General features: G+C 68.2%; 18 protein-coding genes. 8 read left to right on the top strand and 10 right to left on the bottom strand.

What is annotated here, in order from left to right; genetic code table 11:
* Positions 1 to 169: 169 nt before the first annotated feature.
* On the top strand, positions 170 to 1,156 hold the full coding sequence (locus HUA74_RS04545) for a zinc metalloprotease HtpX (RefSeq protein WP_174453529.1): 987 nt from the start codon (positions 170 to 172) through the stop codon (positions 1,154 to 1,156).
* A gap of 42 nt (positions 1,157 to 1,198) precedes the next feature.
* Here HUA74_RS04545 and HUA74_RS04540 read toward each other — a convergent pair whose 3' ends face one another.
* The gene (locus HUA74_RS04540; protein WP_174453528.1) at positions 1,199 to 2,026 is read right to left on the bottom strand and encodes a 2-oxo acid dehydrogenase subunit E2; all 828 of its coding nucleotides are present in this window, start codon (positions 2,024 to 2,026) and stop codon (positions 1,199 to 1,201) included.
* A 244-nt stretch (positions 2,027 to 2,270) separates the two neighbouring features.
* Here HUA74_RS04540 and HUA74_RS04535 point away from each other — a divergent pair, with 244 nt between their 5' ends.
* Entirely contained in the window at positions 2,271 to 3,302 is a 1,032-nt protein-coding gene (locus tag HUA74_RS04535; protein WP_174453527.1) for a cell envelope biogenesis protein TolA, read from the top strand.
* Positions 3,303 to 3,388: 86 nt separating this feature from the next.
* On the opposite strand, the gene HUA74_RS04530 is transcribed toward HUA74_RS04535, so the two are convergent.
* Entirely contained in the window at positions 3,389 to 3,814 is a 426-nt protein-coding gene (locus HUA74_RS04530) for a MarR family winged helix-turn-helix transcriptional regulator (protein ID WP_254624885.1), read from the bottom strand.
* Between the two features lie 143 nt (positions 3,815 to 3,957).
* Between HUA74_RS04530 and HUA74_RS04525 the strand changes: the two genes are divergently transcribed.
* From HUA74_RS04525 to HUA74_RS04515, 3 genes are all read left to right on the top strand, one after another.
* Positions 3,958 to 5,334: a TolC family protein gene (locus tag HUA74_RS04525; RefSeq protein ID WP_174453525.1), complete on the top strand. Its 1,377-nt coding sequence runs from the start codon at positions 3,958 to 3,960 to the stop codon at positions 5,332 to 5,334.
* Positions 5,322 to 6,470, top strand: a complete 1,149-nt coding sequence (locus tag HUA74_RS04520) for an efflux RND transporter periplasmic adaptor subunit (protein ID WP_371817191.1) — start codon at positions 5,322 to 5,324, stop codon at positions 6,468 to 6,470. Before HUA74_RS04525 ends, HUA74_RS04520 begins: the two co-directional genes overlap by 13 nt.
* 75 nt (positions 6,471 to 6,545) lie before the next feature.
* Positions 6,546 to 9,689 (top strand): multidrug efflux RND transporter permease subunit, encoded by a 3,144-nt coding sequence (locus HUA74_RS04515; RefSeq protein ID WP_174453524.1) that lies wholly within the window; start codon positions 6,546 to 6,548, stop codon positions 9,687 to 9,689.
* Positions 9,690 to 9,770: 81 nt separating this feature from the next.
* On the opposite strand, the gene HUA74_RS04510 is transcribed toward HUA74_RS04515, so the two are convergent.
* Together HUA74_RS04510 and HUA74_RS04505 are read right to left on the bottom strand one after the other, a co-directional pair.
* Positions 9,771 to 10,145 carry a DUF488 domain-containing protein gene (locus HUA74_RS04510; protein ID WP_174453523.1) on the bottom strand — a complete coding sequence of 125 codons (375 nt, stop codon included), beginning with the start codon at positions 10,143 to 10,145 and terminating at the stop codon, positions 9,771 to 9,773.
* Between the two features lie 504 nt (positions 10,146 to 10,649).
* Entirely contained in the window at positions 10,650 to 11,564 is a 915-nt protein-coding gene (locus HUA74_RS04505) for a glutaminase (RefSeq protein ID WP_141644205.1), read from the bottom strand.
* A gap of 176 nt (positions 11,565 to 11,740) precedes the next feature.
* Here HUA74_RS04505 and HUA74_RS04500 point away from each other — a divergent pair, with 176 nt between their 5' ends.
* Together HUA74_RS04500 and HUA74_RS04495 are read left to right on the top strand one after the other, a co-directional pair.
* Positions 11,741 to 13,378, top strand: coding sequence for an ELWxxDGT repeat protein (locus HUA74_RS04500; protein WP_174453522.1), 1,638 nt, complete (start codon positions 11,741 to 11,743; stop codon positions 13,376 to 13,378).
* Positions 13,379 to 13,497: 119 nt separating this feature from the next.
* Positions 13,498 to 15,960 carry an ABC transporter permease gene (locus tag HUA74_RS04495; RefSeq protein WP_254624882.1) on the top strand — a complete coding sequence of 821 codons (2,463 nt, stop codon included), beginning with the start codon at positions 13,498 to 13,500 and terminating at the stop codon, positions 15,958 to 15,960.
* 17 nt (positions 15,961 to 15,977) lie between these two features.
* Here HUA74_RS04495 and HUA74_RS04490 read toward each other — a convergent pair whose 3' ends face one another.
* The 5 genes from HUA74_RS04490 to HUA74_RS04470 form a co-directional block, all read right to left on the bottom strand.
* Positions 15,978 to 16,679: a 2OG-Fe(II) oxygenase gene (locus HUA74_RS04490; RefSeq protein ID WP_254624881.1), complete on the bottom strand. Its 702-nt coding sequence runs from the start codon at positions 16,677 to 16,679 to the stop codon at positions 15,978 to 15,980.
* Between the two features lie 352 nt (positions 16,680 to 17,031).
* On the bottom strand, positions 17,032 to 18,549 hold the full coding sequence (locus HUA74_RS04485; protein WP_174453520.1) for a hypothetical protein: 1,518 nt from the start codon (positions 18,547 to 18,549) through the stop codon (positions 17,032 to 17,034).
* A 596-nt stretch (positions 18,550 to 19,145) separates the two neighbouring features.
* Entirely contained in the window at positions 19,146 to 20,447 is a 1,302-nt protein-coding gene (locus tag HUA74_RS04480; RefSeq protein WP_174453519.1) for a PQQ-dependent sugar dehydrogenase, read from the bottom strand.
* A gap of 148 nt (positions 20,448 to 20,595) precedes the next feature.
* Positions 20,596 to 21,492 carry an NAD-dependent epimerase/dehydratase family protein gene (locus HUA74_RS04475; protein WP_174453518.1) on the bottom strand — a complete coding sequence of 299 codons (897 nt, stop codon included), beginning with the start codon at positions 21,490 to 21,492 and terminating at the stop codon, positions 20,596 to 20,598.
* 118 nt (positions 21,493 to 21,610) lie between these two features.
* The gene (locus tag HUA74_RS04470; protein WP_174453517.1) at positions 21,611 to 22,465 is read right to left on the bottom strand and encodes an ion transporter; all 855 of its coding nucleotides are present in this window, start codon (positions 22,463 to 22,465) and stop codon (positions 21,611 to 21,613) included.
* Between the two features lie 69 nt (positions 22,466 to 22,534).
* Here HUA74_RS04470 and HUA74_RS04465 point away from each other — a divergent pair, with 69 nt between their 5' ends.
* Positions 22,535 to 23,128, top strand: a complete 594-nt coding sequence (locus HUA74_RS04465) for a hypothetical protein (protein WP_174453516.1) — start codon at positions 22,535 to 22,537, stop codon at positions 23,126 to 23,128.
* A 12-nt stretch (positions 23,129 to 23,140) separates the two neighbouring features.
* On the opposite strand, the gene HUA74_RS04460 is transcribed toward HUA74_RS04465, so the two are convergent.
* Positions 23,141 to 23,788 carry a cysteine hydrolase family protein gene (locus HUA74_RS04460; RefSeq protein ID WP_371745467.1) on the bottom strand — a complete coding sequence of 216 codons (648 nt, stop codon included), beginning with the start codon at positions 23,786 to 23,788 and terminating at the stop codon, positions 23,141 to 23,143.
* Positions 23,789 to 23,881 lie beyond the last annotated feature (93 nt).

Genomic DNA, 23,881 nt, shown 5'->3' with positions numbered 1-23,881 from the left:
AGCCCGCGCGGCGCGCTATCGGGCGACGGCTTGCCCGCTCTCCTGCCTGGCTTCCGAGCGATGACGTAAGCCCCTGGATTCATGGACACATCCAGGGGCTTTCGTTGACGAGCCGGCCCGCCTGTTTACGTTTCTGAAGCCCCTGAACGGGGGAAAGGAACGAGACGACATGGCACTCACTGGCACCCACGAAACTTCCCGGAACGGCGGCGGACGTCCGGCGCTGCACGGCGGCGGTGGGTGGCACCGCCTGGGCAACGCGCTCAAGACGACGGTGCTGCTCGCGGGCCTCACCGCGCTGGTGCTCGTCATCGGCCAGCGACTGGGCGGAGCCCAGGGTCTGATGTTCGCCGGCTTCTTCGCCGTGGTGATGAACTTCGGCTCCTACTGGTTCAGCGACAAGATCGCGCTCGCCATCCACGGCGCGAAGCCACTGCCCTATGAGCAGGCGCCGTGGCTGCATCAGATGGTGGAGCGACTGGCGACCCGCGCGGGCATGCCCAAGCCGAAGGTCTACATCCTGCCCACGCGCTCGCCGAACGCGTTCGCCACGGGCCGCAGCCCCAAACATGCGGCCGTCGCGGTGACGGCGGGCATCATGGACATCCTCGACCAGCGCGAGCTGGAGGGCGTGCTCGCGCATGAAATCGGGCACGTGCGCAACCGCGACACGCTCATCGGCACGGTGGCGGCCACGCTGGCCGGTATCATCAGCTACGCGGCGCAGATGCTCTTCTGGTTCGGCGGCTCCATGCTCAGCCGGAGCGATGACGACGAGGGCGGCCTTGGCGGCGCGTTCGCAAACCTGGGCCTGCTCCTCGTCGCCCCCATCGCCGCGACGCTGTTGCAGCTCGCCGTGAGCCGCTCGCGCGAATACGGCGCGGACGCGACGGGCGCCGAGCTGAGCGGGGACCCGGATGCGCTGGCGGATGCCCTGCTGAAGATGGAGCGCGGCGCGGAGGTGATGCCATACGACAGGGCGCCAGCGACGTCGCACCTGTTCATCGTCAACCCGCTGCACCGAGGCGGCGTCATGGCGCTGTTCTCCACCCACCCGCCCATTCCAGAGCGGGTGCGCCGGCTGCGCGCGATGAGCGCTCGAACCGGCGGCTCGCGTGCCCGTGGGGGCCGTGGCGGCTGGGAGTACGCGTACTGACGTGACGAACGGGCGCGGGGAGCACCCCATCGCTTCCCGCGCTCAGCCCCCCGAGGCCGCCGCGTCCGGCGGACCGAACGCCGCCTCGGGGTCCTCCAGCAGCTCCTTCAACGTGTTGGCCAGCACACCCGCGTGGAAGCCGTCGATGAAGCGATGGTCGATGGACGCGTTGAGGCTCATCACCTTCCCCACCACCACCTTCCCCTCCTCCACCACCGGCGTGTCGCGCACCGCGCCGGGCGCCAGGAACACCGGCACCCGCGTGAAGGGCACGAGGGGCAGATAGGCCGAGTCCAGGCCCAGCTCCCCCACGTCCGTGACGACCGCGGCGCCGAACGCATCCCTCGGCAGGCCGAAGCGGCCCAGGTCCAGGTTGAGCGTCACCGCCAGGAACGACACCCCACCGGTGAACAGCCGCATCAACGGCGCGGGCACCTTCTCCACCCACCGGAAGCCCTGTCGCACCCGCGCATCCTCGTGCGCCGCGTCCAGCGCGAGGACCAGGTCACGCAACCCGAGGCGATCCGCGTCCACCACCCGCACCGGCGCCCACCCCGACGCAGCGTCCGCCGAGCGCAGGAGCGCGGACACGGTGATGCGCTGACGCAGATAGATTCGGTGGAAGCGCAGCACCGCGTTGGCATCCGGGCAGCGCCGCAGCGCCTCCGCCAACGCCTTGAGCACCAGGTGCGTCACCGTCAGCCGCAGGCCCGTGCTCCGCTGGAAGGCATCCATGTAGGCCAGCGCCCGGTCCATGCGCACCGTCAGCGTGCCGTAGACGGTGGGGTCATACGCCGCCCCCCAGCTGCCAATGGCCAGCTTGCGGAAGCTCGACACGCGCTGCTTGGGTCTCAGCTCCAGGTGAGCCATGTCACACGTGCTCCTCGGGGCTCTTCGGGGCGGCGCAGCATCGCGGCTCCCGGCGGGGCGGGGAAGACCCCGTCTGGACGAATGCCCTCCAAGGGAGGCTTCGATTTCGCACGTGCACCCTTCCTCCGAACAGGGCATGGAGGCGGGGTACAAGGGGGACGCACCCCCAGCGCACTCTTGACGGGCCCGCGCTGGAGGTTAGGCTGCCCCGCTTTTTGCATATCCCTCCCGTGGAGGTCGTCCCGTGGTTCCTTTGGTCATCGCCCTGGCAGTCGGGCTCGCCATCTCGCTGTATTTCAACCTCTTCGGCGGCGCGAAGCAGGCGGCGCTCCCGTCCTCTTCCTCCTCCTCCAACACGCCCCGCGTCGAGCTGGAAGCGGACCACAAGGCCGCGCGCGCCAGGGCGGAAGCGGAGCTGCAACGCAAGCAGAAGGAACTGGATGAGCAGCGAAACCAGCTCCAGGAAGTGAAGGATCAGCTCAAGCAGGCCAAGCGAAAGGTCTTCGAGCAGAAGGAGGGCGACAAGGGTTCTCAGGACCTGGCCAAGGCCCGCGCCGAGGTGGAGCGCAACGCGTCGCTGCAGTTGGAGCAGACCCGGCTGGAGCTCGCGCAGGTGCTGACCGAGAACCAGCGGCTGAAGGCGGAGTCCGAGGGTGGTCGCGGCCGTCGCCGTGAGCCGCAGGCCCCCGCCCCGGTGTCCGCCGCCGCCCCCGTGGTGGCCCCGCAGATCGCCGCCCCCGCCAAGGAGGGTGAGCAGGTGGTGGCCGCGGCCGTGTCGGTGACGCCGGTGGCCGAGGCCGCTCGCGAGGACCGGACTCCTCGTCGCGTCATCCGCGAGCTGAGCGAGGCGGACCGCGAGAAGATGGACCGGCTGGAGCAGGCGGCGAACAAGGACCGCAACCGCGCCGTGGACCTGGAGAAGGAAGTGCGCCGCATCAAGGGCCGCAACGAGACGCAGCAGCGCGTCTACGCCGCGACCAAGGGCGACCTGGACTTGATGAAGGACAAGTACAAGGCGCTGGAGAAGCGGCTGAACCGCACGCTGCTCGAGCGCGACCTCATGCGCCGCGCCATCAAGGACCTGGAGAAGAAGACGGGCATCCTGGCCGACCGCACCGAGCTGACCCCGGAGGAAATGGCCGCCAGCGACCAGCGCACCGAGGAGACCTCCCGCGTGCGCGCCGAGTCGGAGGCCCAGTCCGCCGCGCAGCAGGCGCCCGCCGAGGCTCCCGCCGCCACCACCGAGGCAGAGCCGAAGCCCGCGCAGCAGGCCTGACAGGCCGCCTCGCCGCTTCGAGCCGAGGGGCTCGGTCTTCCGGAATCACTTCCGGAGGCCGGGCCCTTCGTCGTTCCAGGCCCCGCTCACTCGCCGCAGCCGTCGGTGCCAGGCACTTCCGAACCGACTGACCGCAGGCTCAGGCCCGTCTGGAGCTTCTCCATCAGTCGCTTCAGCTCCGACAGCTCCGGCTCCGGAAGGTACTCCCCCAACTCGCCGTCCAGCTCCCGAAGCGCATCGAGCAGGTGGGACAGCTCGCGCTCTCCCTGGGCGGTCAATTCCAGCCGGAAGCAGCGCCGGTCCTCCCCGGCCTGCCGCAGCACCAGCCCATCCTCTTCCAGCCGATCCACCAGCCGGCTCGCCGCGGGCGCGTCCACCATCAGCCGCTCGGCGAGCGTGGACTGCCTTCGCATGCCCTCGGAAATGGCCTTCAGCGCCAGCAGTTGATTGAACGGCCGCGTCGTCCGCGCCCCGAGCTTCTCGGTGAGGTGGCGGCGAATGCTGCGACGCAACGAGGCGAGGTGCTCCGCGAAAGTCATTCCTCTGAAGAAATAGTTGTCGCCTACAATGGTTGTCAATTACATCTGCCTGACGCAATTCGTCGGATGGGGGGAGTCGAGTCGCACCTGCAGTCACCCTTACCTACCCGATTGGTATGTCCGCCCCCACCGCTCTCCTCTTGGCGTTCGTCGCTGCCTCGACGCCGGCCGCGCCGAGTACTCCTGTTCCTCCCCCTGTCCCCTTTCAGCCGAAGGTGGAGGACCCGATGTTGGCTCCGGTCCCCGCCGCGCCTCAGCAGGTGAGCACCTGGGAGCAGGCGCTGACGCTCGTGCGGGAGCGCTCGACGAATCTGAGGGCCGCGGAAGCCGGCGTCCAACGCGCCGAGGGGCGCTGGCGTCAGGCCCTGGCGTCGCTCTTGCCCAACGCACGCGCGTCGGCGAGTGCCGCCCATGACCTCCTCAACCCGGACACCGCGGTGGGCGTGTTTCCCACGCCCGCGCTGGACGGGCGCACGCCCACCTCGCCGATTGTCGGAACCCTCTCCGCGTCCCTGAGCCAGTCGCTGGTGGACGTGGGCGCGTGGCGAGGCCTGTCGTCGGCATCCGCCTCCGAGCGCGGCGCGGTGGCCAGCCTTCAAGATTTGCGTCGCCGCCTCACGCTGGGGCTTGCCCGCACGCTGGTCGCCACCGTGGCGGCCGAGCGGGCCGCGGAGATCAACCGCGTGGGTCTGCTCCAGGCGCTGGAGCGCTCCGCCTTGACGACGCGCTCGTTCGACCTGGGCGCGAGCAACCAGCTCGACGTGGTGCGGGTGAACCAGGATGTGGCGCTGGCGCGCGGCGCGCTCGTCTCCGGTGACGAGCAGCTTCGCCGGGCGCGCGAGGCGCTCGGCATCGCCCTGGGCTTTGGCAACGCGGTGGGCGTGGACACGTCCTTCAACCTGGGCGGACTGATGGAGGACACGCTCAAGGCGTGCACTCCGCTGGAGGACCTGGACACCCGCCCGGACCTGGCGGCCGCCCGCGCGCAGGTGGATGCATCGCGCGACAGCCGGCGGCAGGCGTCCGCGGGCTACCTGCCGACGCTCGGCCTGACGAGCAACCTGCAAGCGGTGACGACGGACCCGAGCTTCGGGCGCTTCTCTTCATGGAGCATCGCCGCGGTGCTGTCCGTCCCCCTGTGGGAAGGCGGCCTGCGCGGTGGACTGGTGAAGGAGCGCGAGGGAATCGAACGTCAAGCGGCGGAGACGCTGGAGGGCAGCCGCCGCGACGTGTCCGTCGAGGTGACGCAGGCCCGACGCAGCATCGAGGTGGCACAGGCGCTGGTGAAGACGGCGTCCGAGTCGCGAGAGCTCGCGGACCGGACGGACCGGCTCACGCGCCGTTCCTTTGAAGTGGGCCGCGGCAGCAGCTTGGAGCTGGTGCAGAGCGGAGCGGCCTTGCGCCAGGCGGAGCTGACGCTGGCGCTGCGTGAATTCGAGCTTGTCCAGGCGCGCCTGGACGCATTCTTGACGGAGGCCCGGTGCGATTGGTGATGCGGGTGCGCCCCCTGAAGGCGCTGAAGATGACGTTGTGGAGTTCCGCCCTGCTGATGGCGGCGGGGTGCTCGGGCAAGGCGGCACCTCCGGCCGCGCCACCTCCTCGCGAGGTGCAGGTGTTGACGCTGGCGCCCAGCGAGGTGCGGGACACCGGGGAGTACCTGGGCTCGCTCCTGTCGCGGCAGAACATCACCGTGCTGCCTCAAGTCGCGGGCTACGTGCGCCGCATCCACGTGAAGCCCGGTCAGAAGGTGGAGGCCGGGGCTCCGATTCTGGAGGTCGACTCGCGCACGGAGACGGCCGCGCTCGACAGCGCCCAGGCGCAGCAGAGCTCCGCGCACGTCAGCCGGGAGCTGGCGCGCACCACCCTGGCGCGCACGGAGGCGCTCTACAAGGAAGGCCTCGCCAGCGCTCAGGAGCTGGAGCAGGGCCGCGCCCAGGTGGAGGCCGCCGAGGCCGCCTCGCGCTCCGCCGCGGCCCAGGTGGCCCAGCGCCAGGTGCAGTTGCAGTTCCACGCCGTGCGCGCGCCCTTCGCGGGAACCGTGGGCGACGTGCTGGTGCGCATGGGTGACTTCGTGGGCGCGACGACGCCGCTGACGACGATTGCCCAGGCGGATGTCCTGGAGGTCAGCGTGGCGCTGCCGTCCGAGCGGGCGCGCGCGCTCAAGCCGGACACGGCGCTGGAGGTCCTGGACTCGCAGGGCAAGGTGCTGCTCACCAGCCCCCTGTTCTTCGTCGCGCCGCAGGCGGACCCGCGCACGCAGCTGGTGGAGGTGAAGGCGGCCTTCCAGAACACCGTGGGCCTGCGCCCCAGCGAGCTGGTGCGCTCGCGCATCGTCTACGCGAAGCGGGACGCGCTGCAGATTCCCGCGCTCGCGGTGGTGCGCCTGAGTGGTCAGCCCTTCGCCATGGTGGTGCAGGACAAGGAAGGCAAGACGGTGGTGGAGCGCCGCCCCATCGTCCTCGGGACGCTGGGCGACCTGTCCTACGTCATCGAAGGCGGGCTGAAGCAGGGCGACCGGGTGGCGGTGTCCTCGCTGCAGGCGCTGCGCGACGGCATGGCCGTGAAGGTGAAGTCCCCCGACGCCGCTCCGGCCGCCGGGGCCGGTGCCGCCACGGCGGGCAGCCGCTGAGCAGGGGATGGACCGGGCCTCGCCAGTCGCATCGCGAGGCTCGGCTACCGCCATGAGAATGAGGGCCTGAACGCCGTGTTCGTCGACTTCTTCATCCGCAGACCCGTCTTCGCCATCGTCTGCTCCATCTTGCTGACGCTGGTGGGGGCCATTGCCATCCCCACACTGCCCATCTCCCAGTACCCGGACCTGGCACCGCCGCAGGTGACGGTGACGGCCAACTACGTGGGCGCCAGCGCCGAGGTGGTGGAGAGCGCCGTCACCATTCCCATCGAGCAGGAGCTCAATGGCGTGGAGGGCATGCGCTACATCACCTCCACCAGCAGCAATGACGGCACCAGCCAGATTACCGTCACCTTCGAGCCCACGCGCGACATCGAGGTCGCCGCCGTCGACGTGCAGAACCGCGTCAGCCGCTCCGCCGCGCGTCTGCCCTCTCAGGTGAACCAGACGGGCATCGTCGTCAACAAGGCCTCCAGCCAGATGCTGCTGACGGTGGGTCTGTCCAGCCCGGACAACCGCTACGACGCGAAGTTCCTCAGCAACTACGCCGACGTGAATCTCAAGGACGCCATCAAGCGCGTGCGCGGCGTCGGCGAGGTCCGCATCTTCGGCGAGCGCAAGTTCTCCATGCGCCTGTGGTTGGACCCCACGGAGCTGGCGCGCCGCAAGCTCACGCCCCAGGACGTGACGCGCGCGCTCCAGGAGCAGAACCTCCAGGTGGCCGCGGGCCAGGTGGGCCAGCCGCCCTCCAGTGAAGAGCAGCCCTACCAGCTCGCGGTCCGCGCGCGCGGCCGTCTGGTGGACCCGGAGGAGTTCGGCGACATCGTCCTCATGCGCGACGCGAGCGGCAAGAGCGTGCGCGTGAAGGACGTGGGCCGGGTGGAACTGGGCGCGGAGAGCTACGGCACGCTGTTGCGCTTCAACGGGAAGACGGGCGTGGGTCTGGCCATCTTCCAGTTGCCCACCGCCAACGCGCTCGACGTGCGCGACGGCGTCTTCAAGGAGCTGGAGCGCCTGTCCGCGCAGTTCCCCCCGGGCATGACGTTCCAGACGGGCACGGACACCACGCTCGCGGTGCGCGCCTCCATCCACGAGGTTCTCCAGACGCTGGTGGAAGCCATCGCCCTGGTCATCCTGGTCATCTTCCTGTTCCTGCACGGCTGGCGCAGCGTGTTGATTACGGCCTTCACCCTGCCCGTCTCGCTGGTGGGCACCTTCGCCTTCGTCCAGTTGATGGGCTTCTCCATCAACACCCTCACCCTCTTCGGCCTCACACTGGCCACGGGCCTCGTCGTCGACGACGCCATCGTCGTCATCGAGAACATCGAACGGTTGATGGTGGAGCGGCACCTGACAGCGCGACAGGCCGCGCGCGAGGGCATGAAGGAAGTGGCCGGCGCCGTCATCGCCATCTCCGTCGTGCTGGTGGCGGTGTTCGTCCCGGTGGCCCTCTTCCCTGGAACGACGGGCGCCATCTATCGCCAGTTCGCGCTGACCATCGCCGCGTCGGTGGCGCTGTCCACGTTCTGCGCGCTGACGCTCACCCCGGCCTTGAGCGCTCGGATGCTCAAGCACCACGTGGGTGAGAAGTGGGTGTTCTTCCGCTGGGTGGACAAGGTGCTGGACGCGACGCGCGCCTGGTACGGCCGGGGACTGAGGGCGCTGCTCAAGCACCCGCTCATCGTCCTCGTTGCGTTCCTGGCCTGCATCGGCGCCACGGTGGTCTTGTTCCGGGTGACGCCCACGGCCTTCATCCCCGACGAGGACCAGGGCTACGTCATCATCTCCATCCAGGGCCCGGAGGGCATGTCGCTGGCCCAGTCGGAGAAGGTGCTGGCCCAGGTGGAGGAGGTGCTCAAGCAGCAGCCGGAGGTGCGCGCCATGTTCGCCATCGGCGGCTTCTCCTTCCAGGGCACCGGCCCCAACCTGGCGACGGTGTTCTCCAGCCTCATTCCGTGGGAGGAGCGTCCGGGGAAGAACCAGTCCGTCGCGGGGCTGGTGGAGCGGCTGCGTGGGCCGCTGAGCCGCATCGGTGGGGCGCGCGTCATCCCCTTCCAGCCTCCGGCCATCCGCGGCGTGGGCAGCGTGGGCGGCTTCCAGTACATCGTCGAGGACACGGCGGGCTCTCGCACGCTGGATGAGCTGGCGACGGCCACGCAGGAGCTGGTGGCGAAGGGCAACGCGGACGGACGGCTGCGCGGCGTGCTCACGGCGTTCAACGCGGACACCCCGCTCTTGGACGTGGAAGTGGACCGGCAGAAGGCCAAGGCGCTCGGCATCCCCATCGAGCAGATCTTCGGGACGATGCAGGTCTACATGGGCAGCCAGTACGTCAACGACTTCAACTACGCGAACCGGACGTACCGCGTCTACGTGCAGGCCGAGCAGCAGTACCGCGACAGCCCGCAGGACATCGGCGCGTTCTACGTGCGCAGCGACAACGGGGAGATGATTCCGCTCGAGTCGCTGGTGAAGGTGACGCCCACGGTGTCCGCGCAGGTCATCCGCCACTACAACCTGTTCCGCTCGGCGGAGGTCAACGGGGCGGCGGCTCCAGGCGTCTCCTCCGGTCAGGCCATCGAGGCGATGGAGACGCTCGCGGCGGAGACGCTGCCGCAGGGCATGAGCGCGGAGTGGACGGGCATCAGCCTGGAGCAGAAGGAGAGCGGTGGTCAGACGCTCATCATCTTCGGCCTGGGGCTCCTGTTCGTGTTCCTGGTGCTGGCGGCGCAGTACGAGAGCTTCAGCCTGCCGTTCGTCATCATCCTCTCGGTGCCCCTGGCCATCATGGGCGCGCTGGCGCTGCAGCTCATGCGCGGGTACGCCAACGACGTGTTCTGTCAGGTGGGTCTGGTGATGCTGGTGGGTCTTGCCAGCAAGAACGCCATCCTCATCGTGGAGTTCGCCGAGCAGTTGAGGGAGAGCGGCAAGGACGCGCTGGAGGCGGTGGTGATGGCCGCCGAGGTCCGCCTGCGGCCCATCCTGATGACCTCCATCGCGTTCCTCCTGGGCGTGGTGCCGCTGATGACGGCGCAGGGCGCGGGCGCGGCGGCACGCAACTCGCTGGGCACGACGGTGTTCGGCGGAATGCTGGTGTCCACCATCGTCAACCTCATCTTCATCCCGGGCCTCTACGTGCTGATGCAGAAGGTGCGCGGCGAGTCCCGGCGGGAAGCGGCGGACGACGAACTCCCGGCGGCGGCTCCCGCGCCGTGAGCCCGTGAAGGACACCGCTGGCGGACGCGGGAGCCACTGGCTCCCATGTCCCGGCGGTGCGGCCGCCCACGCTCCAGAAGGTCAGGAGCGGCGGGCGGCTTCGATGAGCTCCGCGAGCAGCGTGCGGTGACAGACGGGCTCCAGGATGCAGTCCTTGGAGCAGAGGAGCGTCACCGTCTCTCCCCGGTCCACCCTCGCGGCCAGCTCTGCGATGATTTCCCGCTGTGACTGCATTTCCTGGATGTACTGCTCTCGGTAGGCATCGAGGGTTATCGGCGTCTGGCCCTTGCCGTAGAAGGCCTCGAAGAGGTCGGGGCTGGGCGCCAGCTCGCGGCGCCACTCGTCCCAGGTCTCCTTGGCTTTGGGGAGGCCGCGCGGCCTGTAGCGGCAGACGAGGAGACGCAAGCCATCATCGGGCTCTCCTGGAACACACCAACGACGGGTCTTGATGGGCATCGAGGGGCAACCCGGTGCCGAGGGCACCGTATTCCGGAAGGGTTCACCCGACTTCTTACCGGACCTGCGTGGATCACTCGCGGTGGCTTCGTCGCAAGTCCTTGGAAACGCTTGGATCGAGCGAGGCGAAGGATGCGGCACGCGCCCTGCTATGTGATGCCGCATCGAAGCGCGGCGGTACGGCGCAGGGGTTGGGCAGCAAGGGCGGCGGGTTGGACGGGGTGGTACGCAGGACGGGCGGCGGGTTGGACGGGGCAGCACGCAGGACGGGCGGCGGGTCGGACGGGGCAGCACGCAGGACGGGCGGCGGGTTGGACGGGGCAGCACGCAGGACGGGGCAGCACGCAGGACGGGCGGGTTGGACGGGCGGGTTGCAGCAAGCGAAGCGGGAGATCCGCTTCACATCGGGACGGCTCGGGCGTGAGGGATGGGCGGTGGGGGCCGGTCCTCAGCGGAAGAACATCTTCGCGAGGACCGGTTCACCTTCAACGCCACCCATCCCCCTCAAAACACCGAGAGCCCGGTCAGCGTCGTGAACCGGTCCAGTGCTTCCACACCCGCAACGGAGTTGCCGTGGGCATCCAGCCCCGGACTCCACACACACAATCCACAGCGATTCGGGATGACGGCGATGATGCCGCCACCGACACCACTCTTGCATGGCAGACCCACGCGATAGGCGAACTCGCCCGCGGCGTCATACGTGCCGCAGGTGAGCATCACCGCGTTGACCTGCTTGGCCTGGCTGCGCGTGAGCAACCGCTCACCTTTCGCGCCCTGCCCATGACGCGCCAGGAAGCCACAGGCCCGCGCGAGGTCCGCGCAGCTCATCGACAGCGAGCACTGCCAGAAATAGTGCTCCAGCACGCGAGGCACCGGGTTCTGGATGTTGCCGTAGCTCGCCATGAAGTGCGCCAGCGCGGAGTTGCGGTGGCCGTGCTCGGCCTCTGACGCGGCGACCACCGGGTCGAAGTCCACGGACGCGTTGCCACTCTCCGCCCGCAGGAACTCCCGCAACACTCCGCGCGAATCGCCCGTGAGACTCAGCAACCGGTCCGTGACGACCAGCGCCCCCGCATTGATGAACGGGTTGCGGGGCACACCCTGCTCGTACTCGAGCTGCACCAGCGAATTGAACGGATTGCCCGAGGGCTCCTTGCCTACCCTGCGCCACAGCGCATCCCCATCGCGAGCCAGCGTCAGCGCCAGCGCGAACACCTTGGAGATGCTCTGCACGGAGAAGGGAACCCGCCAATCCCCCACGCCGAACACCTCGCCATCGACGGTCGCCAGCGCCATGCCGAACCGTGCGGGGTCCACCGCGGCCAGCGCGGGGATGTAGTTCGCCACCCGCCCCTGCCCCACCGTCGGCCGGATGGCCGCCATCACTTCATTCAGAATCGCCTGGAAGTCGTCCATCGCGCGCCCCGTCCACCGTGGCCCCGGATGATAGCCGCGCGGGGGAGTGTCGCCTCATTCACATCGGTGAACCAGCGAACCTGACCTCAGGCCCCAGAGCACTGGGCATTCGCCAATCACCCTCCACATTCCGCGGACCCGGATGAACGATGGGTCCGGGGAAAGGAAATGAATCCATGCGTCACTCCCGTTCATACTTCCTCGCAGGCAGTTGTGCGCTCTTCTGCGCCTGCGGCCCCATGGAGGAGTCGGTGGACCTACCGACCCCCGACACCACCTCCGAAACCGAGCTGAGCCAGGACCTGAACAACCAGTGCAGCGGGCCCAAGCTCGTCGCCGACCTCGCGCCGGGTACCGGCTCGACGTTCCCGTTCGACAGCGTCCAGGTGGATGGCGTCGTCTATCTGAGCGTCGTCTACGGCCCGAGCCTCGACACCTACGCCCTGTGGAAGCTGGAAGAGAAATCCGGCGGGCAGGACCTCCATTCCGGATGGAAGGCCACCCTGTTGCTCGGAAACCTCTCCGACTACCCCAAGCGAATGACTGTCGTGGGCTCCAAGGTCTTCTTCATCATGGACGATGGCATCCACGGCAACGAGCTGTGGAAGACAGACGGCACCCCCGGAGGGACTCGACTGGTCGAGGACATCAATCCCTTCGGTGATGCCTTCCCAGACAACCCGCTCTTCCAGCTCGTCTCCGTGGGCAAGACGCTCTACTTCCCCGCCGACGACGGCACGCGCGGCACGGAGCTGTGGCGCAGTGACGGGACGACCGGGGGAACGCACCTCGTGAAGGATATCGCCCCGGGCTTCGCGAGCTCTTCCCCCGGGCAACTCCTCGTCGATGGCAAGCGGCTCCTCTTCGCCGCGGACGACGGCGACAAGGGTCGTGAGCTGTGGAAGTCCGACGGCACGAATGGCGGAACCCGGCTGGTGCGAGACATCGCCCCGGGCTCCGGGAGTTCGTCGCCCGAGCAGCTCTTCCGACTGGAAGACGGCACCGTGTTCTTCGTGGCGAACGACGGCACCCACGGCCGGGAACTCTGGACGACGGATGGAACGAAAGAGGACACCGAGCTGGTGGAGGACATTCGCGCGGGTTCGGAGGGCTCGGACATCGCCTGGCTGACGTCAGGGAAGAAGAAGCTCTATTTCACCGCGAACGACGGCGTCCACGGCGCGGAGCTGTGGACCTCGATGGGCTGCGAGGACGACACACGACTGGTGAAGGACATCCGTCCGGGTGCCACGGGCTCGGACCCGCGTGAGCTGGTGCCGCTGAAGGGCAACGTCATCCTGTTCGCCGACGATGGCACCCACGGCAGGGAGCCCTGGAGGAGCAACGGCACGACGGCGGGCACCTTGATGCTCGCGGACACCCATCCGACGTCGCCACCGCCCGGGTACGAGCCCTCGAGTCTGGCCGCCGGAAAGAACAAGGTCTTCTTCTACGCGACCACGCCCGACGAGGGGAAAGAGCCCTGGGTCACCGACGGCACGCCTTCGGGCACCCGGCTCATCAAGGACCTGAGGCCCGGGCCCGAGAACTCCATCTCTGGAGACCCCTTCCCGCCCTTCGTCGTGGGCGACGGTGCGACCTTCCTCTACTTCGACGAGACGGTGGGCGCGGAGCTGGCGTGGACCAACGGCACCGCGTCGGGAACCCACGTGGCGGACATCAATCCGGGGCCGGCTTCGTCCAATCCGGTCATCTTCCTCGCCTCCCACGACTGGGTCTATCTCGTCGCGGGGGACGGCACCCACGGCAGCGAGCCGTGGGCCTTGTCCACCGGCTGCTTCCCCAAGAACTGAGCCTCGAAGACACGTTCATGAGACGCGAGTGTCCGGAGCCGGGAACCGATTGTCCCAGCTCCGGCCACCGCGCCAGGTGGCTCGTCGCACCGTGCGTCTGACGACAGAGAGTGCGCCTCATGGCACGCTCCGTGCTGTCGGGCACACGCATGGACTTTTTCCGCCAGGACTTCCGTCACGCGCTGCGCCGGTTGCGACGCAGTCCCACGTTCACCCTGGTGGCGGTGCTCACACTCACGCTCGGAATCGGGGCGAACGCGGCCATCTTCAGCGTGGTGCACACCGTGCTGCTGCGTCCCCTCCCCCTCCAGGACGACGCGCGCGTGGTGCGGCTGTACAGCGTGGGGAAGCAGGGCCCGGGTCCCACTTCACCTCCAGACCTGGTGAGTCTGCGCGAGCAGGCGCGCTCCTTCACCGGATTGGCCGCGCTCGCGAGCACCGAGCTGACCCTGGGCGCGCATGACGCCGAGTCGCTCCCCGTGAAGGTCCAGGGAACCCTCGCCACGGCCGACCTCTTCCAGGTGCTCGGCCCGCGAGTGCACCTGGGCCGAGCGCTCCAGCGAGGAGACGATGCTCCAGGCGCGCCTCCGGTCGCCGTCATCTCTCATTCCTTGTGGCAGCGTCGCTTCGGCGGAAGTCCGACGGTGCTGGGGCGAACCCTGAGCACGGGAGCCCCCGTGCCCACCACGGTGGTGGGAGTCATGGCGCCCGGCTTCGACTTCCCGGCGCGTTCGGAGCTCTGGTTGCCCCTGGTCCTGGGCCCGGAGTCGTTGACGCCGGAAGCACGCGGTGCCCACTGGCTGGAGGTGTATGGCCGCCTCGCGCCCGGCGCGAGCGTGGAGCAGGCGAGCGCCGAGGTGGCCGCGATTGCACGAGGACTGGCCGAGCAGCATCCCCGAACGAACGGGGACGTGGGCGCGAGCGTGGAGTCCCTGCGCGACGTGCTGCTGGGAAAGGTGCGTCCCTCCCTGCTGATGCTGATGGGCGCGGTGGGGCTGGTCCTGCTCGTCGCCTGCGCGAACCTCACCCACCTGTTGCTCGCACGTGCGGCCTCGCGTGAGGGAGAGTTGTCGATTCGCCTCGCCCTGGGCGCGAGCCGGGGCCGGCTGGCTCGCGAGCTGCTCGCGGAGAGCGGCCTGCTGGCGCTCGCGGGTGGCGCGATGGGACTGCTCGCGGCCATGTGGGCCATGGATGTCCTGACCGCGTTCGGCCCCCAGGACATTCCTCGTCTCGAGGAGGCCTCCATCGACGGCACCGTGCTGGCCTTCACCGCCGCGTTGGCGATGCTCACCACGGTGTTGTTCGGCCTCGTTCCCACGCTGAAGGCCACGCGCGTGTCGCTCGGCGGTGGACTGCGCATGGCGAATGCGGGGAGTGGCGGTGGCGCCCACCACCACAAGACGCGCGCATTGCTCATCGTCGGGGAGACCGCGCTCGCGGTGTTGCTGCTGGTGAGCGCGGGACTGCTGTTGCGCAGCTTCGTGCATCTTCAGCGAGCGGCGCCGGGGTTCGAGTCGGAGGGAGTTCTCACAGTGAAGCTCGACCTGCCGCCCAATCGGTATGGCTTCGGCACCGCCGCGCCCGAGGCCTTCTTCGACCAGCTCCTCGCCCGGCTGCGCACCCTGCCCGGCGTCGAGGCCGCGGGCATCGTCGCCGGCCTGCCGATGGACGGCGGCAAGATGCCGCTCGACCTGAAGGATCCCCAGCGTCCGGTGCCACCTGGAGCGGCCCCCTGGAAGGCCAGCGTGCGCATCGTCAGTCCTGGCGCCCTGGAGACCCTGCGCGTGAAGCTCCTGAGTGGCCGGGGGTTGAGCGCCGAGGACCGAGGTGAAGGCAGGCGCGCCGTGTTGGTCAACGCGGAGGCCGCTCGCCGGTTCTGGCCGAACGAGGACCCGCTGGGGCGGACGCTGAGCACGGACATGAACTGGGGAAACGGTGCGTTCGGAGGAGTCGTGGTCGGCGTGGTGGACAACCTCGCCATCGACGGGCTGGCGGCGCCCGCTGTCGCGGAGGTCTATCTCCCCTATGAGCAGGCACGCAGCACGCAGATGACGCTCGTCCTGCGAACGTCGGCGGACCCGCTCACGCTCGCCTCGGCGGTGCGCGCGGAGGTCCGGTCGCTCGACTCGAGCCTCGCGCTCGGCAGCGTGCGCACGCTGGCCTCGGTCGTGGACCGCACGATGGCGCCACTGCGCTTCTACCTGCTGCTCGTTGGAGTCTTCGCCGGGGTGGCGCTGCTGCTGGCGGCGGTGGGGCTCTATGGCGTCGTCGCCTATGCGGTGTCCCAGCGGACGCGGGAGCTGGGCATCCGCCTGGCCCTGGGAGCGAGGGCACACCAGGTGACGAACCTGGTGCTGCGTCGGTACCTGGGATTGACGGCGGTGGGGCTGGGACTCGGGCTCGTGCTCGCGGCGGGGGCCAGCCGGACGCTCGCGCATCTGCTCACCGGGGTTCAGCCCGTGGATCCGCTCACGTACGCGGTGGTGCTCGTGATGCTGGGACTGGTGGCCTTTGCCGCGGCCCTGCTCCCCGCGCGGAGGGCGGCGCGGGTGTCTCCCTCTGTCGCGCTCCGGGGTGACTGAGCCGGGCGTGGGGACCGTCAGCGGGCATCGTGGAAGATGATGCCCACCGTGTGACGGTGGCCCGAACGGAGGCGGCTGACGCCGTGACGCATGTTGACGCGGTAGACACCTCGCGTGCCCTGCACGGGTCGGTGGTGGACGGGGAAGATGACGCCATCTCCCTGCCGAAGTGGAACCACCTCCGCGCGGGACTGCATGCGCGGGCGCTGCTCGGTGAGCACCAGCTCGCCTCCCGTGAAGTCGCGCTCCGGCTCCGACAGGAGGAAGGCCACCTGGAGGGGGAAGACCTCGTCGCCATAGAGGTCCTGGTGGAGGCAGTTGTAGTCGCCCTCTCCGTACTGGAGGAGCAATGGCGTGGGCCGGAGCTGCTCGGCCTGATGACAGCGCTGGAGGTAGGCGGCGTGCGTTTCGGGGTAGCGCATGTCGATGCGCATGGCCTCGTTCCAGCGATTCGCGATGGCGGCGAGCGGGGGGTAGAGCCCACTTCGTAGACGGGCGACGAGGTCAGGGAGCGGATAGGCGAAGTACTTGTACTCGCCCCGACCAAAGCCGTGGCGAGCCATGACGACGCGACTGCGGAACGGCGCATCGGAGGCGTAGAGCGCCGCGAGGGCCGAGCACTCGTCAGGCGTCAGAATGGAAGCCAGCGTGGCGCACCCACGAGTATCCAGCTCCGAGCCGAGAGCCGCCCAGTCGAGCGCCTCCAAGCGCTGCTCCATGGAGGGACGACTCGACGCACGCATCCTCCGGACAGGAGCCGTCATGACCGCCCCCCACCCATAGGCTCCCACATCATTCCCCACGCCATACAGACACTCCCCTGGTCACCGGTGGCTCAGTCAGCGCACCGGACAGACGCAGGAAATGGCGCACAGGGGGGGAGGTTGCGACCCGGTTGTTGCTGCGAACGGACGACTCAGGGGGCCGCACCAAGAGCCTCTATCAAATGTGAGGATAGAGGCTGCGGAAGAGCATGACGAAGCATCCGAGGACGAGGAAGCAGAAGTGGACGACGTCACAGTGGCGGTCCGGATGGATGAGGTCCGGAAGGCCAACGCGCGTGCCATCCGGCTAGCGCAGAGACCACTGCCAGGAGGCAGTCCGACCTGGTTCGTAGGTAAAGAGGGTCACCCTATGGCGTCCCGCCACCGCGGTCGTGAAGTAGCGGGGCTTCGTCGCACCCTCGTAGATCACGTTGATCCCCACGCCATTTGGGCCCACCACACTCACCACCATGTTGGATTCCGAGAAGTAGGTCCGTCCTGCTTCCAGTTCGACCGAGAACACGTCGTAGTCCCCAGGCAGTTCGAAGACACCCGACGTGGACACGGGGAACGTCAGTGGCGTGGCATGGGCGTCATCGTCGCCGTAGTCGTCCGTGCCGATCCGCTCCACCAGGAACGTGAAGGTGGTGGGGATGGCCTTCGAATAAAGGACAAAGATGGGCACGACGATCCCGCGTTCCGATTGGAACTCCCAGACTCCGGCTGAGACGGGCTGCATCAGAACAGGGTCGAAGCCCGACCCGAGTACGATGCAGTCGGGCCTGCAGGTCAGCCGATAGATGCCATCCGCTTCGATCGGGACCGCCATGGCGTCCCGGTCCTCCTCCCCATGGAGAAACCCCGTGGCAGTCTCTCCCACCGCCACGAGAGTGGGCTCCGACCTACCTCCATGGTCATCCAGGCCCAGGTCATCCACCCGCACCTGGAAGTCGCCTCCCCAGGCACGATCCTCGAGGACCTGCACGTAGTACGTCCCCGTTGAAGCCGCTTGATGGAGGAGCCGGCTCCCGAAGGTCTCGCGCAGGATGTTCCCATCCACATCCGTGAACCGGATGCGCCGCCAGTGCGACGAAGGCGTGAGCCCCAGGTCGTAGATGTGCCCCGCGGTGGCGGAGAAGGCAAAGACATCCACGTCGTTCGAGCCCTGGAACCGCACGGACATCGGGACCCCTATCTCCAACGGCGTCGCGCCTGCGGGCACGTTCGCATGTTCATCCAAGCCCAGGTCGTCCAGTTGGCACTGGGTGTCCACCGTGCTTCCAGACCCGTAGTTGTTCCGCCAGATTCCGACGACCCAGGTGCTCGCCGCCGCGTTCACGCGGCCCACGCTGTGTTCCCCCCAGTACGCCTGCTGCTCCACTTCGACGCCCGCGCCATCCATCAGGACCATGGCGAGTGCCGGGCTCTCACATGAAAACCGGAACCCTTGTCCCGGCGCCGTGTGAAAGGTGAAGAAATCCCGGTCCCGGAAGAAATCCACCAAGCCAGGGAAGGGCGCACTCGGCAGTTCGATCAGCGACGCGGTGGTGGGCGTGTCGCCGTGCAGGTCTCTATCCAGCGCCTCCAGGTGATAGGTGTAGGCCCCCGCGTTCCGCTCTTCAGCGCGCACCTTGACGAACCAGGTTGCCGCCTCCTGGGAACCGAGGTCCCTGAATTCCAGGGACCGGTAGGTAAGACGCGCGTCTGGGTACAACGGGTTCCCGCTGGCATCCAGGAGTTCGGTGGCCAGGCTGGACACAGTCCGAGCCAGGAGGGTCAAGCGAATCCGTTGTCCCGCTCGGGTCGAGATGGCGAAGACATCCACGTCCGCCTCACCCTTCGCGATCATCCGACCGGACGTCTGAATGACGCCCTCGTGAACCTCGTCGGAGGGCACCAGCACCGTGGCGGTCGCTGGCGTATCACCGTGTTCGTCCGGTGAGCGGATGTCGACCTGTTCGCAGGTGAACCCCGACGACTCCTCGAGTTCGGAGCAGCGACACACGGCGGCGCCATTCTTGACGCCACACTGCCCCGCGCTGCACCCCACATCCGCACAGAGAATCGTCGGGTCCAAGTTGTCGATGGGCTCTTGGACCTCACCACAGGAACCGAGCAGGCCGACGGACACCCACGCGAACAGGCACGACAGGACATTGGTACGGCGAGGAGACATGAAAGAAAGACCTTGGGGGTGCGTGCCGGCCCGAAAAGACAGCGCCCCTCGCGATTGGTCGAGTGTCCGCAGAACGCGGACGGACCCAACCCTATCAATGAAACCATTCCGAAAGGAATGCCCAAAAAGTCATTGCAGCATCATCGAGACGACCCACGCCGGCGGCTCGGGCTCGGTGCCCGTGTCCACCACGCGGCAGGTCATCTCGCAGTCCCACGCGAGCGCCTTGAGCCGACGATGTCCGGTCAGCGCGGCGTCAGCTTGAGCAGTCGCCCGTTGTCGTCGTCGGTGAGCAGATAGAGCGCGCCCTCGGGGCCCTGGACGACCTCGCGGATGCGTGAGTCCTGGTCCAGGAGCAACCGCTCCTCACCCACCACGCGGTCGTCCTTGAGCACCAGCCGCACCAGCGCCTGACTCGACAGGCCTCCGATGAAGAAGTTGCCCTTCCATTCGGGGAACAGGTCTCCCGAGTAGATGGTCATCCCCGAGGGCGAAATCACCGGGTCCCAGTAGTACACGGGCTGCTCCATGCCCGGGCCTTGCGTGGACTTGTGGATGGGCGCACCCGAGTACTCCTCGCCGTAGCCAATGGTGGGCCAGCCGTAGTCCTTGCCCTTCTCGATGAGGTTCAGCTCGTCACCACCGCGCGGGCCCATCTCCACCTCCCAGAGCCGATGCTTGCTGTCGAGCGCCGCGGACAGGATGTTTCGGTGGCCCAGCGTCCAGATTTCAGGCCGCGCATCCTTGCGACCGACAAACGGGTTGTCCTGCGGAATGGAGCCGTCCGGGTTGATGCGGACAATCTTCCCGAAGTCGCTCTTCAGGTCGCGCGCCTGGACGCGGCCCTGGAGAATCGAGCGCTCACCCAACGTGACGAACAGCTTCCCATCCGGCGCGAAGACCAGACGCCCACCGGCATGCAGCGTCGACTCCAGCGTGGGCTCCATCCGGAAGATGACCTTCAGCCCTTCGACCTTGGGCTTCGCCCCATCCACCAGCTTCGCGCGCGCCACCGCGAGCCCGTTGCCGCCCTCACGCGGCTCGTAATAGCTCCAGTAGATGAGGCCACTGGTCGCGTAGTCCGGCCCCACCTCCACGTCGAGGAGCCCGCCCTGGTTGCGCCCATCCACGCGCGGCACACCCGCGACGGGCTGCGACTTCTCGCCCTTCGGCGTCACGATGAAGATCTTCCCGGTCGGCTTCTCCGTCACCAACATGCGCTGGTCCGGAAGGAAGGCGATGGCCCACGGCTTGTTGAAGCCCGAGGCCACCTCCGTGACTCGGAACGGCGTGCGCGTCTGGACGCCCGGCGCGCGCGTCTGGCCCGGGAAGGCCGGCTTGAACCCGGGCACGTTGGGCGGCGCCGTCTCGACGGGCGCACCGGTGGGATTCGGTCCCTGGCGGGGCTCGGACTGCTGGCTGCCCGCGGCACCACCGGGGGCCATGTTGCCACTGGGCTTCGTGGGTTTGGCGGGAGCCTGCCCGTGGGCGGCCCCCGCGAAGGACAGGAGGGTGGTGCAGGCCAGGGTCGTCAGCAGGGTACGCATGAAGTCACTCCGCGAGCTGGGATGGAAACGAAGCTCTGCCAGCGTGCAGCAAACCCGAAGTGCGCTGCGGGGTGGAAGAACGATGCGTCCAACACCCGGCAACGAGCAGAAGTGGACGTCCGGCCCCCAGCCCGATGGGCACCGTCGCTCAGTCGACGGGCATCTCGTCGCGAATCCATGCCGTCACGGAGTCGTGTCGCGGCGCCCAGCCCAGCTCGCGCCGTGCCCGCTTCGCTCGCACCCGACTGTTGGAGCCGAACGAGTAGCGAGCGTGGCCCTCGCCCCACTCGCGCGAGGCCTCCTCCACCGTCCACGACCGCACCGGGCCCAGCTTCAACCGCGCCGCGATGGCGTCGCCAATCTCCGAGTAGGACGCCTCGCCGTTCTCCACGAAGTAGAAGGCCCCCGCCGGCGCCCGCTCCAGGGCCAGCGCATAGAGCGTGGTGACATCGTCGAGGTGCACGTTCGACCAGCGGTTGATGCCCTTACCGACGATTCGCACCACCCCGCTCTTGCGCGCCTGGGCGACGAGCGGCGGAATCTGCACGCTGTCGCGGCTCAGCCCCTTCCCCGTGCCGTAGATCATCGTGTTGCACAGGACGATGCCTCGCGCGCCCTCGGCGGCGAGGACGCGATTGTCGAGCGCATGCCGCGCCTGCTTCTCCGGCTCGACGATGAACGGCGTCTCCTCATCGAACACGTTGGGCGACAGGGCATTGCCCTTCACGTCATCGCCAATGACGCTGGAGCCGCTGGTGTGGATCAGCGGCTTGCCGGAGCCTCGCACGCCGTCAATCAACGCGAGGATGGCCTGCTCATGGTCGCTGCTGGCCGCGTTGATGACACCGTCCGCGCGTCGGGCCTCGGCCATGAGCAGGGCCGTGTCGCCCAGGTCTCCACGCACTGGTTCGATTCCGAGCGCCGCCAGCTTCCGGGCCTTCGCGTCGTCGCGCACGAGCCCACGAATGACATGCCCCCGGGCTTTCAAGTCCAACGCCAGGGAGCCGCCGATAAAGCCGGTGGCGCCAGTGATGAAGAGGTTCATCGCGAGATCTCCAGGGAACAGGGCAGGCGCAACGTGCGCACCGCATGCTCGCGAATGAAGCCGCTCCCCGGCGGGGCTTTTCCGCCGCACGGTGAACACTGAACACCCACGGCCCACATCACCCGGCGGTTTTCGCGGACGTCCAGTCCAGCGCGGTCCCGCACGTCTTGCAGTAACGGGCGTCCAGGTCGTGCCCCTGCGCGCCACAGCCGGGACACGCCTGGGTGTCCGGGCGCTGCTTCGTGGCGGCGGCCAGCTCCACGGAGACGATGCCCGTGGGCACCGCGAGGATGCCGTAGCCCATGATCATCAACACCGACGCGATGAACTGACCGGGCACCGTCTTGGGAGTGATGTCGCCGAAGCCCACCGTCGTCATCGTCACGATGGCCCAGTACATGGACCGGGGGATGCTGTCGAAGCCGTGCTGCTCCCCTTCCACCAGGTACATGATGGCGCCCATGACCACGTCCACGGTCAGCACGAAGCCAAGGAAGACGATGATCTTCCCCCGGCTCGCGCGCAGCGCGGTGAGCAGGACCTCCGCCTGTCCCAAGAGGTGCCCCAGCTTCAGCACCCGGAAGACCCTCAGCAGACGCAGCACCCGGACCACGAGCAGCGTCTGCGCCCCCGGAAAGATGACGCTCAGAAAGGACGGCAGGATGGCCAGCAGGTCCACCAGCCCGAAGAAGCTGCGCGCGTAGTCCAGCGGTCGGCGCACTGCGATGAGCCGCAACACGTACTCGAGCGCGAAGATGATGGTGAAGAACCACTCCGCCACCTGCAGGGCGGTCGCATACCGGACCCGGATGGAGGACACGCTCTCCAGCATCACCGCCGCGATGCTGAACACGATGGCCCACAGCAGGGCCACGTCGAACGCCTTTCCCGCCGGAGTGTCGGCCTCGAAGATGATGGTGTGGAGACGGGCGCGGAAACCACCCTGGGGGCTCTGCTCGGAGGACCTGGACACGGGGCGGCAGTCTAGGCGCAACGCGCGGCCGGACGCAGGGGCTTCGGCCTCCTGGTAGATTGAGACACCATGTCCATTACCCACGACACGCTCGTCGAGTACCTCCGGAACCAGCCCGGCCTCGAGGATGCCGTGAAGGAGCTGGACGACGTCCCCATGCAGGTCCCCACCCACTGGGAATGGATTGGCGGCATCCACGACGATGTCCTCGGAGCGACGACGTCCGTGAGCTATCGCGCCTGGACCCACTTCGCGCTGGGCTTCTATCCCTACAACGGCTGCGACCTCTATCGCGACACCCGGAGCAGCCGCGTCATGTTCTCCTACGTCGAACTCGGAGGGCACGGGGCGCGAAGGATCAGCTATCTGGTCACAAAGCATTCCCCTTTCATCCACGAGCCTGTCGCGGCCCACCTCCAGGTGCCCCCGGAACTCCACGACGACCTCTTCGCCGCCCTGCGCGAGCTCGGGATGAGCGAACAGACGCTTCGAGCCCAGGCGGAGCGGTACAAGAACGTCTCGAACATCCTGGAGCCCCTGCCCGAGGACCGGCTCACGGGCGCGAGCTTCCGCGGAGAGCGCGGGCAGACGCAGCTCGACCTGACGTTGATGGGTCCTCGGGCGACGCTCCGTGCCCTGCGCCAGCGCTTCCACCGCTCCTGAGAAGCCCTTCGCCTACAAGCGTCCGGACCCCTTCGAGGGATGCGCGGGTCGACGGAAGCGCCCCTTGCGCTTCACCTCGTCGGCCCTGCACACGCGCACCCCGAGGAAGCGCTGGAGCTGGTCCAACGCCAGGTCGTGGTCCGTGTCGCTCTCCGCGCAACAACAGTCGCTCAGCACGGTGATGTCGTACTCGAGCATGTGCGCGTCATGGGCGCTGAAGAAGACACACAGGTTCGTGGCGATGCCCGCCATCAGCAGCTTCTTCGTCCCCAGGTGCTCCAACAGGGGAACCAGCGACGTCGCGAAGAAGGCCGAGTGCTTGGGCTTGAGGACGAAGTAGTCCGTGGCATGTGGTCGCAAGGCCCGGACGATGCCTCGGCCCCGGCTGCCCGCCCGGGTGCAATGCCGGTAGACGTCCCGGAAGTTGCTGCGCCAGTGGTTGAAGTTGTCGTTGACGTAGATGACCGGCACCCCCGCCTTGCGCATCCGCGCGGCGAAGGGCGCCAATCGCTCCACCATCCGCGACGCCCAGGGGAGCACGTGCTCTCCCCCGGGGAAGTCCAGGTCATTGATGACGTCGATGATGAGCAGCGCGGCGTCCGCGCCCCTCAAGGACTTCGAGCGCGTCCCCTTCCCCGACTTCAGGACCGGCTTCGCCACGTGGACCTCCCGGGACGTCAAGGTAGCCACGGCCCAGGCGGCTGAGCAGTCCCCCAGGGAGCCACGGGCCCGAACGCCGCGCGCCCGGGCGGA

Source organism: Myxococcus sp. CA051A (genome assembly GCF_013336705.1).
Lineage (GTDB): Bacteria > Myxococcota > Myxococcia > Myxococcales > Myxococcaceae > Myxococcus > Myxococcus llanfairpwllgwyngyllgogerychwyrndrobwllllantysiliogogogochensis.
This window is presented reverse-complemented; position numbering and strand designations above follow the sequence as displayed.